We start from the raw sequence: 14590 nt of genomic DNA on the forward strand, positions 1-14590 counted from the left end.
CATGCCTGAATTGCCCGAAGTCGAGACCGTCCGCCGCGGCCTTCAGCCCGTCATGGAGGGTGCGAAAATCCTCAATGCGGAGGCCCGCCGGCCGGATTTGCGCTTTCCGTTCCAGCCGGATTTCGTGGCCCGGCTGAAGGGGCAGGTCGTCACCGGGCTCGGACGCCGTGCAAAATATCTCATGGCCGATCTCGCCTCCGGCGACGTGCTCCTGATGCATTTGGGCATGTCGGGCTCGTTCCGCGTCATCAAGCCGGACAACGAGGCCGCGCCGGGCGAGTTTCACTATCCGAAGGGCAAAGACTCCACACACGACCACGTGCTGTTTCGGATGTCCTCGGGCGCCGACATCGTGTTCAACGACCCGCGCCGTTTCGGTTACATGAAAGTGATCGCGCGCAACGCGCTCGACGAGGAGCCGCTGCTGCGCGGGCTCGGTCCCGAGCCGCTCGGCAACGAATTCGACGCCGCGATGCTGGCGCGGTCCTGCAAAGACAAGGCCACGAGCCTGAAGGCCGCGCTGCTCGACCAGCGCGTGGTCGCAGGGCTCGGCAACATCTATGTCTGCGAAGCCCTGCATCGCTCGCATCTGTCACCGCGCCGGATCGCCGCGACGCTGTCGACCAAGGCCGGACAACGCAAGGGCGTTGCCGGGGGCGAGCCGACGGATCATGCGAAGCGATTGGTCGGTGCGATCCACACCGTGCTGAACGACGCCATCAAGGCCGGCGGCTCGTCACTGCGCGACCATCGCCAGACCTCGGGCGAGCTCGGCTATTTCCAGCACTCGTTCAAGGTCTACGATCGCGAAGGCGAGAGATGCACCACGCCGGGTTGCGGCGGCACGGTCAAGCGCTTCACCCAGAACGGCCGGTCGACGTTCTGGTGTCCGAAATGTCAGAAGTGAGAAGCAGGGTCGCAGTGCCGTAGCCCGGATGGAGCGAAACGAAATCCGGGAGTCTATCCGCGCGGCGAGACTCCCGGATTGCGCTTCGCTCCATCCGGGCTACGAAAGCGAATTCGTTGCGCTCGCAATGACGGCGTGGATGCAGTCTCCCAAAACGCGAAGCGAAGCAATCCGGCCGGGCTGGTCGCCGGATTGCTTCGTCGCTTGGGCTGTTTCACCGGACGGCGAAGAGCCCGTCTGACGCCTATCCGTACGTTCAAAACCCTTACGAAAGTCGGCTTTGTGTGACGAGTTGTCCGCCACCAATTGGGCAAGCTTGCCGAAGACTTCAACCGAAAAGCCGCGTCCCTCAGGATTCGGGCTAACCAGCACGTAGTCGATCATCGCCTCAAGGCACTCGGCGACTTCGATGTCCAGCGCATCAGTCGGGCTCTTCGTCAGCCGATCGAGCATACCCTTGGCCATGTCCAAATAGCGTTCTACGGAAGCGGGCTCGATTTCGAATTCCACATCTTCGAAGTCCAAGTCCGCCAGTTGATCACTGAGCTTCTGCTTCTCGTTTTCGCGCTGTACGATGTGAGGAATGATTGCGGTATTGGGCGCACCATCGGCAATGGATGCGGCCAAGCGTTTGATTTGTGCTTCCAGTTTTTGCAGGTCGCGCGAGAGCTTTGCCCGGTGCGCACCTTTCTTCTTTCGATTGGTACGGCTCGCCAGGTTATGCTCTTCCAAAAAGATGGCCACCGCCTCCGGCGTTTCCAACTGCTGCACTAGGCTTTGAAGGACGGCCGTCAGGACCTCATGGCGATAGTGGGTACGGTTATTACTGCACTTGTCTTTGTCGTCGCTGTAATACGAGCAACGAAGGCGCGTCGCTCGCCCGTCACCACCGCAGACACTCATCGTCCCGCCCCTCGGGATGCCGTCCTCGTCGAGTTTAGTGCAGTGGGCGCATTTTAGCTTGCCGGAGAGAAACACGGCGGGCCCGGTCTTCTTCGTGATGGGCCGCGGCTTCTTGCGGCCGTTTCTTTTTGCCTGGACGCGGTCGATCTGGTCGGCGTCAATGATCGGGTCGTGCTGCCCCAGGCGCTTGAGCCATTGTTCTTCCGGCCTGGGTTCGCGTTTCAGCTTCTCGTCGTCCGCATCAAAGTATGTCTTGCATTTGTTCCAGACTAAATCTTTACGATAGACAGCGTTCGTCAAGATGTAAGCGACGGTCTTTCTGTGCCACCTGCCGCCGCCGGGCGCTGGGATGCGCTTGCGGTTCAACGTTCGGGTAATTGCTCGGTCGTCGAGGCCCCCCTCGTCCGCAAGGTTATACATCAGCTGCACGATCGCAGCTTCATCCTCGTTTTTTACGAGATGGCCCTTCTCGCCGTCGATTTCCACGTTGTCGTAGCCGAAGACTCTCCCGCCTGTTCGGAGTCCTTTGATTAGCCTCGCAACTAGTGCCTCTTTGATCTGGAGGGATAACACCTGCAACTGCATCTGCGCGACAATACCAACCGCCCAGATGTGCATGTCGGTAATTTGTCCCATCTGCGTGTCGTAGACGAGCACCCCGTTCTCTGTACAGAGCTCCATCAGATGATAGAGATGTCTGATTCTGCGCCCAAAGCGACTAAGGTCTCGAGCGACGATATGCGTTATCTTGCGCTCGCGAATCAGATTCAGGAGCTTCTGGTAGCCGGGACGGTTCTTGACGCGTGAGCCGGTTCCTACGTCTGACAGCTCGTAGCGCAATGCGCCCTGCGCCGCGTCAACGTACCTTCTGTTGAGGTCACGCTGAACAATGTTGCTTTCGATCTGACCAGGGGTCGATACTCGGCAATAGCTAGCCCACACACCACCCTTCGGGGGGACCTGATGCATCACGAACTCTTTCATCGCGACGCCCGATCAAGAACACGAACTCCTTCTCGGGCGCCGACGCAGGTCGGGTACCGGGAGTGGAGGGCGTTGAGGTTGAGACGATGATGAGCCATGATGTCTTGTAGCCGATACAATATAATATGTATCATGATACAAGTAAATTTGCGCCGCGAATCACGGTTAACGAACCGCAAATGATCGATCCTAAGAAAAATGCTCGTAAAACCAAGGACTTCGGAGATCCTCGGTTGGGCAAACTTCTGGCGGCGGCCCGCAAGAGGGCTGGGTTTTCGTCGGCCGCAGCTGCTGCGCTGGCCTATGGGTGGCCCGAAGCCTCTCTACGGGCGCATGAGCGGGGAGGCCGAAAGATCGGGGCTTCCGACGCGGAAAAGTACGAAGCTGCTTTCGGCCTTCCAGCAGGAAGTCTCCAAGACCGGCACCTAGCGGGGTACCAACTCGGCGAGCTGACCCGGGCACAGCTTTCCAGGCTCAAAGATTCGCCTATCGAAGACAACAGCTCGTCGAACGAGCAGGTGGGACTTCGCCTGAAGATAGCACGCAAACTGCGTGGCTTCGAAACCGTCGCTGCTGCCGCTAAAGAATTCGGGTTTGCGCACCCCACCCTGGCCGCGCACGAGGCTGGCACCAATCGGGTGAGCGAATTGATGGCGCTGGCGTACGCGTCAGCCTACGGCATCAGCTCGCTCTGGCTTCTAAAAGGCATTCAGCCATCCGGTCTCGGGGCGCGCGTTGACCAGCGTTTGGCCGTGCAGCCGAGCCTTGAGACCATAAGCTTTCGCGAGGTTCGGAGCCTCGCCGAAAGAGAGACTCCCCCCGATTACTTTGAGGTCCGTAAACTTGTTGAGGAGGCAATCCACAAACAGAGAGTCTCTGCATCAGACGCTGATGATATCCCTGAGGCGAATCCGGACCAGTTCGGGCCGTCGGGCCCGAACGAAGGAGCGATAGCCAGCACACGACGTTGGAGACTTCCCAAAGGATTCGTTTCGAATATGCTTTCGGCGAATCCCTCCCGAGTGGTGGCAGTAGCGGTCGATGTCCCGAATGAAGGCCTCAAAATTGGAGACCGAGTCTTCGTTGATACTGGACGCCGTGATGTTGGACTGGGAGGACAGTTCGCATACTCCTATGGCAAGGGGCATCTCATCGTCCGAACTCATCCCATGGGGCAACATGCGATTCCGGTGGAACAAACCGGGGTGCTCATCGGAAGAGTCGTGGCAGTATTTGTGCGAATGCAAGTTCACGATTGAACTGGGTCGATCCGCGCAGCACGACCTCAGGTCGAACCGCTCTCGTTTGAGGACTTGTTTGCGACGTCTTTGCACAATTTGCGCCGCCGCTCGGCTCTATCGCCAAGTTGCCGCTCGACGTCGGCCTTGGCCATTACCGCCAGCAGGATACGCATCAGTTCTCTCCGCCTCACATCCGAACTCGGCGTTTCGCTGAGGCGTGGATCGACCGCGTTCGAACTTGTGTATACTATTCGGACTCTTGAGGACGTCTGCAGCGTCTTGTTGGGAATCATCGACCATTCCGGTGTGATTGTTGAGCCAGAATCTCAGCTCGCCCGTCCCCGAAAAAGTTTACGCTCTTGATCGCGCAGGTGAGATGCGTTCGACCGAACGGATATTATCAAAGTCAGTCGATTGATGAGGGGGCAGCCCCATAGCCGGCTTGTGCGTCGGCAAAGTCCCCATACTAATCATACGAGCTTTCCCTCGTATCGTTCTTCAACGAACCGCTTTGCACGTGATGCCTTTTGAGGAGTTCGCCAATCGCAGCGCGATCGAGGTAGCCCGTCGCCTCCAATCGCCGTGCCACCGCTTCTACGGCTTCTCGGTTGTTTGCGATTAGTTCGCGCGCACGTATCAAGCAACGATCCAGGCGTTTCGTGATCAAAGCTACGATGGATGGATCGTGAAGAAGCATTTCGGTCGCTCGGTCCGCGAAATGCGCCACTCCGATCACTCCGAAGCCGAACTTGAGTTCAAGGTCGACTGCCGCTTGGGTAGCTCGCGAAAAATCACTATCATCGCCAATGCCGGCGCCCGCAGTCGCCTCAGACGAGCCCAGTAAAATCTCTTCGGCGGCACGGCCGGCCAGAAGGGCTGTGATGTAGTTTTCGATGCCTGCCCGGGTTTGGGAGTTAGCCCGCGAAAGCTCGACGCGCGTCGCCCCACCGTGATCTAGAATCGTCAACGCCTGCGGTTCGAAAACGGCCAGAGCCACGCCGGAGACAACGTGTCCGGCTTCGTGGATGGAACAGGATCGCCTGAGGTTTTGTGGCATTCCTTCGCGTCCAGATCTGACCTCGTGGAGGACATCTTCCAACATGAGCTCGCGCCTGCAGCGGCGAGCGCGCGACTTCGCCCGCCGGACCCATGCCTCGACGTCCGCGCCGGTTTTTCCGGCGGCGGCGAGCGCGGCAGGCATCAGATCGACATTGGGCAAAGCGTCTGGGCCGAGATGAAAGCGGAAGATCGCGGTGAGGCTCTCGGCGTCGGGCAGTTCGATCTCGATCGTGCGGTCGAGGCGCCCCGCGCGACGTACAGCCGCGTCGATGTGCTCGGGGTGATTTGTTGCGCCGATCACGACCACGCCGGGGCGCTCTTCGATGCCTGCTAACAGCTCCAAGAGTAGATTGACGATCTGGGTCCAATACTCCTTGTACTCGGTCGTCAGGGTTGCGCGATCCGAGATTCCGTCCAATTCGTCGATAAATAGAATGCACGGCGCAAGTTTGCGCGCCTGCGAGAATGCTTCCTTGATGGCCGCTAGTGTACCGGACAGATAGGCCGCTGCATTCCAGTCTGCGACTGACGTGGCCACAAGGGGGACACCTGCAGACTTCGCCACCGCGCGGGCGAATTGCGTCTTGCCTACGCCAGGCGGGCCGACCAGCAGAAGGCCCTTTTCGATACATTCCCAATCGAGCCATCCTGCTCGGTACTCGCGCAAGTCCGCGACGAGATTCAATCCCCATTCGCGTGCCGCACCGTAGCCCGCAAGTTCCTCCAACCCGGGACCGCGATGGTCGAAGAACGATTTCGTCGAGACGATCTTTTCCAGGCGCTTCACGCAATCGTCAGCCGTGCGATCCGAGCGAACTGCGAGCGTTAGGTCTGCGATGTCCACTGCGCGGACAACTTGCTCGTCCACCGCTGCGTTCGGAAGCTTTCCGGTCACGGCTTCGATCACCAGCGCGATTGCGGAAGCGTCGAGCTGGCTGAGCGAAAGGTGATGTTCGGCTGCGCGGAGCAGATCGCGCGGCAGGTGTCGGCGGGGATCCGGTGCAGCACCGAAGATCGGCGCGCGAGCATGCAGAGCCTTCGCAATCGTGTCGTTCCCCCGCTCCGATTTGTGTTCGGTCGATGTTCCATCCCGCGCTAGCAACAATACCGGACGCGTATACCGATCCTCGTCGAAGGAGCGATCGTCGAGTACTTTCGCCTCGGAGCCGAAGGCGCACGTCTTTAGGACTTGCCGAACGAGAGAAACCACCTCAGCGCCGTGCGTGGCGAGCGCCACGACCGGGCAACCGCGGCGCAACTCGCGAGTGAGCCCGGCGAGCGGCTCGATTGCACGTGCGACTAGGACCGCCGCGGCCGCCAGGTCCGCCCGGATCGATGTCCTTCCCACCGACTCGGGGGCGGTCGACAAATCGTCGATCAGACGCTCGATCGGATCGTCGGGATCGCCGCTTCGCAGGAGCGGCCCACTGTTCGTGCCAGCCTCGGCGGCTAACATATCGAGGTAGGCACGTGCGAGAAGATCGCGCGGAGCCGTCAGTTGCAAGTTCATTAATTCCCTCCATCGAGAAAGCATAGGTTGGGAGAGCTGAAGCCGATCGGGAACGATGCGCGACAACCGCACTTTGTGTGCGGTGCAGCTGTCATGTAGACGGCGCCCAGGCGGTAGGGTCTGCCTGCTTTGCTGTACTGGTCGCGCGTGGAGGCTGCTTTCGCGAGCGCGATGGGGCCTCAGATCGTCACAGTGGCCTCGGGCCAAAACTTCGCCCCCGCAGCGCAGATCATCTTCAGTGGCGACGGCAAACCACGTCCTAGCATGCGCGCACGATCGTACGTGGACCCAGAGGCATGTCGCAAATGCTGAGCTGTACCAGATCCTCGCAGGCCAAGGCGCATACTGCCGCGAGGATGTCGTTACTCGGTCGGGCACGCTCCTCCAGTTCGAGTATCGATTGCGGACCATCTTCCGCGAGCGCCGCCGCAATCTTTAGTCGGTCAATTACACATACGTGGTAGCGCTCGTGCGACCAGACTGCGCGGGCGTTGGAGAATAGCGGTTCTCGTCTAATATCGAGTGCATCGCGTTCGAACAGACGCAGTCCGTTCGACTCAAGCACACCAGAAAGATGTGCTAACTCCCAGTCACTTCGCTGTGGTCGCGTTTCGCAAACCGCAAGCAGAAAATCGCCGTCCATTCGGTTTAGGACGATGCCGTTTAGCCTTTCTTGACGATCATGCAGGTCCGGAGTCTGCCGGTAGCCGATCGCGCGAACCGAAGGGTCAAGGCTCGCTTGCGCGAGTGCGTCGCGGACAAGGGTATGGTGAATGGGAATCGCAACTTTGCATTTCGGGCTGGTGAAGAAGGCGGGCGCGGCCCGTACATGGAGCTGATTGCTACGCATGGCACAGTGTCCTGAACACGTTGTCGGGAAGGGACGGTGTGACGAGGACGATCGTGGTCGATGAACATGGGCAGGTTCCTTTCGCTGTGTGATCGAATGCCTATATCGATCGCGAGAAAGGTCTGGAATTGCGACTGCGCCGCAGGGGGCGTTTCCGGAAAGGCCGGATTCGTGTGCTGAATCTGGTGGCACCTTGGAAAACGACGAGCGCGCGTCGAAGGGTGGACCACCCCTCGGCCACCTGTCACGGCAGTCGGTATTGCTGATCGATGTCGGCGAGAGCTCTAAGGTGCATTGGCACGTCTCCGCACAATGCTCGCAGGCGAAAAGGCGCCCGACACGTTATAGCGTATCAGATGATTGTGCCGAAGATATGGCGGTTAACTCAATCGTGGCGATTTCGTCCGCCCGGTCGGGAACCGATGGGCCGGTATGCCAACCTTACGAATGTCGCAACTCGAAGAGCTCGGCGAAGCTCACCTTCAGCGCAGTTGCGATCCTCATGATCGAATCGAGCGTCGGGTTCGCTTCTCCTCGCTCGATTTGACTGACAAGCGCCTGACGAATTCCGGCGCCCTCGGCCAGATCCCTCTGGGACATGTTCAGAGAAAGCCTTCGCTCTTTGACCTTGCGGCCGAAAGTGTCCCTGAGCTGCGTGCTGTCTGTTACAAAGGACTCAGATTCCGTCACGGATCCCTCCAGATAATCCTTCGCTCCGCGACCAAGACTCGAGAGAGGGTCTTGCTCAACTTGCCACGTTTCGGAGGCTGCCGCCACCGGGACAGAAGTCTGTCGGCAAGGATTATCGTTCGTGAGCAATCCGGCCAGCTCGACCGGCGCTATTCGACGAAAGCGAATCTCGGAAGGAATCGTCCGGTCGGAGGTGTGAGAGTAGCAGAGCAGCAATGGAGTGTTAGCGGGGCAGCCTAGATAAGATCCCGTCCAAGAGAACGAATCCTATATTCACGACAAGGGGCGGCTGCCTCTCAACGAGGAAAGCCCTGATGGCCGCTTCGCCTCCACCGTTGTGTCCGAGCGCCATGCGCTATTGCCGTGAAGTAGTATTCCTTTGTGTCCTTGGCAACCGCTGCCAATCCACTTCGTCAATCGTTCAGTAGGACGTGGCTGAAGATTACCAACCTCCACGGCCAAACGTCCAGCTGATGAGCGAATTTTTTTTCTGAGCGGCAAATTCATTTTCGCTTCTCGTGACGAGAAGCGCTAAGATGTGATGCATTCTGGGGGCCGGCGCCGAGTTTGCCCTGTTACGAGTGCCGCATTCTCTGCGGTGCTGGACACAAGTGCCGGCACGCGCTCTCGATGTTGATGTGGGCCACGGCCCGGGCAGCGCGTCGGCTATCCCGATAGTTTGGCGACACTATGCGCTGGACGCGTATTACACGGTAAAGCGTGTAGCGTAAATTCCGCGCAAATGCATCATCCTGACGGATGAGGCGACGCAATCCTGCTCATACTAAGCGGCTGCTTGCGCGCAACCTGAGGCGGTTGCGGGCCGAAAGATCGTGGTCGCAGCACGATCTCGCCAACGAGGCGAAGGTGCGTCAGGCGCTTGTCAGCGCACTCGAGCTTGCTCAAGCTAATCCTACGTTAGAGTCGCTGGACAAGATTGCCGCCGCTCTCCGTGTCGATGTTGCCGATCTTGTCGCTGGGTAGCATGGATCGTGCGGCGCAATAGACGGGATCTTGCCCCATACTTACTCGACCAGCTGCGGAGCGGTATTGTCGGACTCGCTCTTAGCCCGTGAGCCTGCTCAGCGACATCCGGGAGCGGGGCTACAGCGCAAGAAGGAGGACAAGAAAGGGGGGAGCACGCCGCCTGCCAGAAGACCTGTTCGCGGGCGAAGAAAGTCCGGCGGCGGATACGCTGCGGGACCCTTACACCTCGATCAATGGTTGCTTTACACTTTCGACAAAATGGCCGCAGTGAGCACTACCCGCATAGTGCTCTGCGATTCCTGTCAGAGTAAGCAAAGACCCTGGAACTCGCGGCATTTCTGCTGCTGCCGATGGTCGCTTTGTAAGGAAAAGTTCTGTCAAGTTAGGTGACCGGCGGTGCCGGGTTATTCCGAACTTCTCCCGCGCCGCTACAGGGCTGGCGTTGAATTCGGTCCAGATCTCGTTTCTGGGCCAGAATGGATCCGCCGCGTTGCCTGATTTGAGCTGCATTGGGACCTGGTCGCCGCCAAAGGTCGTGCCTACGGGCGCTTGCGCACCGCCGGGGATATTCATATCCGGTCACTTGCGATTTCGCTTCACTCGCAGGTCCCTCGACATTCCCTGCGTCTTCTCCCTTCGCCGACTTGTTCAATGCGTCTCAAAGGGCAAGCCATCGCGCCGATTCCCGCCGCAGAGGGGTGCCGCTCGCAGTCTGGCAAGTCGACGGCTGATGGCCGGTACCGGGTCTATCGTTTCGACGGCCATCGCGGTTCCCGGCCGCGGCGGGGACCGTGACGGTGACAAAGCCTCATCGTCACGCCACGAGGCATTGTATGCCCGCTGACGAGAAGCACGTGACCGCGCTGCACAAGCGAAAGGCGGTCGTGGATGCACGCGCGGACGGACCGGCTGCGCTCCGCACCGGCGGAAGCGGTCCAGGCGACGCCGCCCACGCCCGAGTTCAAGGTGGCTGATGCCACTCCCGTCCTCAAGACCCGAGCCGCAGTCTTCGTGCCGTCGTCGCCCGTCGTCCCCATGTCCGCGACGGATCAGCTTACGCCCGCCCCATCCCATCCCGGGCCGGGTCGAGTTGGGGATACTTCTGGCGACCGCGGGCTGCCACCGTGTCGGTTGCCGCCTACGCGCCTCGGTCGCCTTTCCCATCGCCGATGACGGCGAGCTGGCTGGCTTGGCGTGCTGCTGATGGCGTTGGGGCTCGTCTTGGTTTTAGGCTCGAGCCCGACCGTTCGTGGGGCCGTGCTGTTGCGCAGCGCGAGATACGAAGCTGTCTTGCCAATGGCCCTCGCTCCTGGGTAGCATGTTGAACCTCGCGTGAGCGAGCGGATATTGGCGTTGATTTGGCTTGGTGCTCACCCTTGGCGGCTCAGGACATCCATGAAGCTCGGGCCCTTGGTAGATTTGTTTGTCAGTGTGATCCCATCTAGCGATGGTGCTGCTGCTTTCGCGAAGCGCGCCGGTATAAAGCTAGGGCATGTAAATCTAGGTGGCCCCGCCATCGATGCGTGGACCAGCCTATTGGACGAAGCTCGGTTAAGGAGCAAAATCGACTTAGTGCTAGAACGCGCGCGTTCCGAGTTTCCCGAAATAGACTGGTCAAGTGCGCTGAAGGCTGCGCAGTCTGGCGACTTAAGCCCAGTTGTGGGTCGGGATGTCGCTTGGCATGCGGGCGCAGGCGAGTTCGAAAAAGTAATAGGAGCGCAGCCCACCTTTCTTCCCATCGCCTTTCTGGATGTGGGCCTCCGCGTCTCACGAGCCGTCGGTCGGGTGGCCACTGCGAATGGTTTGGGCACCGGCTTCCTGATCGAAAACAATCTCCTAATGACGAATAATCACGTGGTCGCGTCAAGGGACAGTGCTGCGTCTGCGTTTGTTGAATTCAATTTGCAAGAGACGGCAACGGGTTTGAGTGAGCGCTCGGAACGCTACTCTCTCGATCCGAGCAAAGGCTTTGCCACGTCACCCAAACGAGGCGGAGACGATTGGACATTGGTCCGCTTGAAGGGAGATGCAAACAGCCGTTGGGGTGCAATCACGCTAGAGCCGATGCTCGTCCAAAAAGGTGATTACGTGAATATCATCCAGCACCCTCTTGGAGGCCCGAAGCAGATTGCACTGTATCACAACGTCGTTGCCTACGTTGATTCTACAAGAATCCAATATCTTACAGATACAATGCCGGGCTCTTCGGGCTCGCCCGTTTTCGACAGTGAGTGGCGTTTGGTTGCCATGCACCACGCAGGCGGATGGCTAGCGGAGCCGAACGGGCCAGGAAAAAGCGTTCACTTCAGAAACCAGGGCATCGCGGTTGCCGTGCTTTACGAGGCGTACCTCGGATTCTCGAAATGACGATTCCGAATGGAAGAGTGCATCGACTTGCTGAATTGCTGGCGGAGCGCTTTTCCTCGCCGAGTTCCATCCGCGCATTCCTTATGCGGCTTTACGTTCCTAACTTGGTCTATCTTGACCTTGAGGGCGCTCCGGCAGACACCTGGGCATCAATTCTACCTAAGCTATTTTCCTGGGGAGTGCTAAGGCTTGTGGTGGATTGCGCTGCAGAAGAAGCGAGCGCATTGCCTCTACGAAAAGCTTACAATGATTTTGTTCGGATGCAGAAGATTCAACGTGGTGCCGTGCATCCAATTGGTGCATTAGATCGAGAGGAACTACCCGAATCGGCGTTTGATGATACGTCAATTCGACTTCGGCCGCTTGGGTCGTCGGATTCGCGAGAGTCACTGACACTGGCCGAATTGGCACGTCGATGGTGGGCGGAGTCTCCGGGGACGCCATTGCTGATATTGGCCCACTTTCGTCAGGATGCGGTCGTATTTGTAACTAGTGTCGCACGCCATCTCGGCCGGCTTGAGTCGGCAGAATACATCCAGGAGCTTATTCTTGATGAACCGCTTGCGAATTCTATAGAGAGAGAGTCTGAATCCCTCCAGACGGCACAGACGTTTCTTCGATCGTTGCAGGTTGATCGTCACGGGCCAACCGTTGCTGGCATTCCCCGTTGGGTTCTCCTCGACCCGGAGATAGCCGCGAGCCTTCAGGCCTCGGAATGGTGTTGGGAAGTCCTTCCTCTCTTTGAGTTCACCGCGCCCAGTGTCAATGATGCATTCTGTTCAGAAGTTGAGGAGATTTACCGTCCATTTGTTGAAGTTAACAGTCCCATCGGACGCTGGATAGCTCGTGAGTTCCTCAGACGCCGGAGCGCTGATCCAGGGAGACGGCGAAGCGCAGATGATGCACTTCGGCTCGCGGCGAGCTTTGCTGCGCACGAGCTTTGGGAGCTCGCATTTCGCCTGGAGCTCATTTCTGTCTATAGTCAAGAAAATAAGCCTGTGCCTCGATGCGCGAATTTGTTCGAGATATCAGCCGACGACGAGCGTGCCAGTGGGATCGTCGGCTTTGTTGACGACTTAGTCGAGATTCCTCGTACAGTCCCACAAGGGATCTTGGTTAGTGATATAGGCCAAGGCATATCCGCATTGTTGCCGTCAATTGCTCATTCTTGGGCATTACCCCGAAAATATGTGGAAGGCATACGTCCGCCGGCATGGATTCCGATCACGATTGATATTCACAAGCACCACGAGACCTTGGCGCACGCATTCGCAGAGCAGTTGAAAAGGAATGAGAACCCATTCCCTGCTGCTGCAACCGGAAGGCAAATCCTCTACGCGCATAAGTTTTTTTCGGCAGTGACGCCTGATGACATGTCGGCGGTTCTCGGTTCATCATTGTATCTGTTGATCAACGCAACGCGGGTGTCATTGGAGCACGGCGGTGCGATGATCCGCGAACTGCAAACGAACTTTATGGGGGCTGGTTATCTCATTGCTTGTCTCCCGTTCGCAGAACAGGATCTAACAGATGCGTGCGTGCTTCGGGGTACCGTAACTGTGGTCCAATTGGAGGACCTAACACGTAAGCAATACGCCGAGTTGGCTGATGGGGATTCTGTTCATTCTGGAGATTTCGATAGATTGTTTGAAGCCCTGTTTGCAATTGAACCGACGATTCTTCCGCCCGTTGCGCGTAACCCATTTATAGTGAAGTGCTTGATTGAAGCTGGTCGTCTGGGGCAACTACCAGAACAAACAAGTGCCAGCGGATACATCGCACTACATCAAATCATACGTCTGCATGTTCAAATAAAGCTAAGAAGGGAGCGGGAGTCAGATCTCCGGCGCTACATTGAAGAGTTGCTTCCGAATCTTGCGTTAGATCTGAGAGCGGGCCGCACAATAAATGCTAATCAGCGCCAAATTGAGCGTCTGATCGGATTGAAAGTTCTGGTCCGCGCCGGCGATAGCATTTCATTTATGCATCAATGGTTAGAGGACTATTTCATTTCAGAAGCTCTCTGTCGGCTGAACAATGATCGTCTGCGCGAGGAGCGGCTAATCCAGCTGCAGATGGAACAACCACTGTTCTCGATAAGGGGCATACTCGTCATTTTGCTCGGTATGCTAAGAAAAGAATCCCAACAGAGGTTGGTCGAATGGATGGCGCGCAGCGACGAGCGGCTTGCTTGTGAATGCTTACTGCAAATTCCTGTTTCACGAGCAAAGGAGATCGACGTCGAGCTCAAGCTAACATGGCGCCTCATCGAGTCGAGCGCGGACAGCTTGCGGGAGCGGGTCGCAAATCTAGAGACGCTTTCTTTTTTGGATCCTCGGCTGAGTGAAGACAATTTCAGAAAGCTTACTGAGAAAGTCGATATATCTCGGTATCCCGTGACAAATCTGGAATTTTGGCATTTTGTTCGGGACGGTGGATACTCGGATGCTGATCTCTGGGGAGACGCATGGGAGTGGGCTGCTCGACAGGAAAATCCGCGTCCCTCGACCTGGAGGGACCCAATGGTCTGCAAGGCCAATTACCCAGTTGGAGGGGTTACACTTTCCGAAGCCCGAGCCTTCTGTCGGTGGCTCACTAGAAAAGACAAAGAATACGACTTTCGGCTGCCGTTTCACTATGAATGGGATCGTGCATCGGGATTGATCGAGGCTGCCGATTCTGTAATTGCCATCATGCTTCGTTCGAAGTCCCGAAGACCCGCCCGATCCCACGAGCAGATCCAGGAGCTGTTTGAGTGTGTCGCAGCAGCACTCGCGGCTGATGATACAACCTACCGACGTCAAATCGAGCATTCGATAGCGAGCGGCGGAGGAGGACTATTCACTCAGACTCCCGTTGGCGCATTCGATCCCAATGAGATCGGTCTTCATGACCTTATTGGCGGCGTTTGGGAATGGTGCTGCACTGACTCGGAAGAGGTTGTTGTAAAGGGTGGTCCCGTGCGCGAGCAAAGTAGCGCGGTCTGGGCCGCAATAGGAACGGTGTTTGATTCGGCGATCCGCTTTGATCGCTTGGGTTTTCGCTTGTGCCGAACTCGCAAGGTCGCGCAACAAGTATTTCACTGAGGAGAT

Annotated in this window: 10 protein-coding genes; 5 read left to right on the plus strand and 5 right to left on the minus strand. The window is 57.9% G+C overall.

The genetic code is table 11. The annotated features are described in order from the left end of the window. Window position 1: 1 nt before the first annotated feature. Window positions 2-907, plus strand: a complete 906-nt coding sequence (mutM, locus tag NLM25_RS02370; RefSeq protein WP_254135882.1) for a bifunctional DNA-formamidopyrimidine glycosylase/DNA-(apurinic or apyrimidinic site) lyase — start codon at window positions 2-4, stop codon at window positions 905-907. 99 nt (window positions 908-1006) lie between these two features. Here mutM and NLM25_RS02375 read toward each other — a convergent pair whose 3' ends face one another. Next, window positions 1007-2794, minus strand: coding sequence for a recombinase family protein (locus NLM25_RS02375; protein ID WP_254135883.1), 1788 nt, complete (start codon window positions 2792-2794; stop codon window positions 1007-1009). 179 nt (window positions 2795-2973) lie between these two features. On the opposite strand from NLM25_RS02375, the gene NLM25_RS02380 reads away from it, so the two are divergent. Further along, the gene (locus tag NLM25_RS02380; protein WP_254135884.1) at window positions 2974-4053 is read left to right on the plus strand and encodes a helix-turn-helix domain-containing protein; all 1080 of its coding nucleotides are present in this window, start codon (window positions 2974-2976) and stop codon (window positions 4051-4053) included. A 26-nt stretch (window positions 4054-4079) separates the two neighbouring features. Here the strand turns inward: NLM25_RS02380 and NLM25_RS43850 are convergent, their stop codons facing one another. From NLM25_RS43850 to NLM25_RS02395, 4 genes are all read right to left on the minus strand, one after another. After that, window positions 4080-4208, minus strand: coding sequence for a hypothetical protein (locus tag NLM25_RS43850; protein WP_256570652.1), 129 nt, complete (start codon window positions 4206-4208; stop codon window positions 4080-4082). Window positions 4209-4501: 293 nt separating this feature from the next. Then, a complete protein-coding gene (locus NLM25_RS02385) occupies window positions 4502-6604 on the minus strand; it encodes an AAA family ATPase (protein WP_254135885.1) in 2103 nt (700 codons plus the stop codon). Between the two features lie 259 nt (window positions 6605-6863). Continuing rightward, on the minus strand, window positions 6864-7454 hold the full coding sequence (locus tag NLM25_RS02390) for a hypothetical protein (protein WP_254135886.1): 591 nt from the start codon (window positions 7452-7454) through the stop codon (window positions 6864-6866). A 441-nt stretch (window positions 7455-7895) separates the two neighbouring features. Beyond that, window positions 7896-8144, minus strand: coding sequence for a helix-turn-helix domain-containing protein (locus NLM25_RS02395; RefSeq protein ID WP_254135887.1), 249 nt, complete (start codon window positions 8142-8144; stop codon window positions 7896-7898). Between the two features lie 759 nt (window positions 8145-8903). Between NLM25_RS02395 and NLM25_RS02400 the strand changes: the two genes are divergently transcribed. The 3 genes from NLM25_RS02400 to NLM25_RS02410 all read left to right on the plus strand — a co-directional run bounded on the left by NLM25_RS02400 (window position 8904) and on the right by NLM25_RS02410 (window position 14584). Beyond that, window positions 8904-9128 carry a helix-turn-helix domain-containing protein gene (locus NLM25_RS02400; RefSeq protein WP_254135888.1) on the plus strand — a complete coding sequence of 75 codons (225 nt, stop codon included), beginning with the start codon at window positions 8904-8906 and terminating at the stop codon, window positions 9126-9128. A gap of 1398 nt (window positions 9129-10526) precedes the next feature. Continuing rightward, entirely contained in the window at window positions 10527-11498 is a 972-nt protein-coding gene (locus NLM25_RS02405; RefSeq protein ID WP_254135889.1) for a serine protease, read from the plus strand. Next, window positions 11495-14584, plus strand: coding sequence for an SUMF1/EgtB/PvdO family nonheme iron enzyme (locus NLM25_RS02410; protein WP_254135890.1), 3090 nt, complete (start codon window positions 11495-11497; stop codon window positions 14582-14584). The genes NLM25_RS02405 and NLM25_RS02410 overlap by 4 nt, the downstream gene beginning before the upstream one ends. Window positions 14585-14590: the final 6 nt, after the last annotated feature.

The sequence above is a fragment of the Bradyrhizobium sp. CCGB01 genome (genome assembly GCF_024199795.1).
Classification (GTDB): Bacteria; Pseudomonadota; Alphaproteobacteria; order Rhizobiales; family Xanthobacteraceae; genus Bradyrhizobium.

Coding starts and splice junctions, on each gene's coding strand:
- NLM25_RS43850 (WP_256570652.1), bottom strand. CDS start 4,208: ATGCGTATCCTGCTGGCGGTAATGGCCAAGGCCGACGTCGAGCGGCAA.
- NLM25_RS02405 (WP_254135889.1), top strand. CDS start 10,527: ATGAAGCTCGGGCCCTTGGTAGATTTGTTTGTCAGTGTGATCCCATCT.
- NLM25_RS02400 (WP_254135888.1), top strand. CDS start 8,904: ATGAGGCGACGCAATCCTGCTCATACTAAGCGGCTGCTTGCGCGCAAC.
- NLM25_RS02375 (WP_254135883.1), bottom strand. CDS start 2,794: ATGAAAGAGTTCGTGATGCATCAGGTCCCCCCGAAGGGTGGTGTGTGG.
- NLM25_RS02410 (WP_254135890.1), top strand. CDS start 11,495: ATGACGATTCCGAATGGAAGAGTGCATCGACTTGCTGAATTGCTGGCG.
- mutM (WP_254135882.1), top strand. CDS start 2: ATGCCTGAATTGCCCGAAGTCGAGACCGTCCGCCGCGGCCTTCAGCCC.
- NLM25_RS02385 (WP_254135885.1), bottom strand. CDS start 6,604: ATGAACTTGCAACTGACGGCTCCGCGCGATCTTCTCGCACGTGCCTAC.
- NLM25_RS02380 (WP_254135884.1), top strand. CDS start 2,974: ATGATCGATCCTAAGAAAAATGCTCGTAAAACCAAGGACTTCGGAGAT.
- NLM25_RS02390 (WP_254135886.1), bottom strand. CDS start 7,454: ATGCGTAGCAATCAGCTCCATGTACGGGCCGCGCCCGCCTTCTTCACC.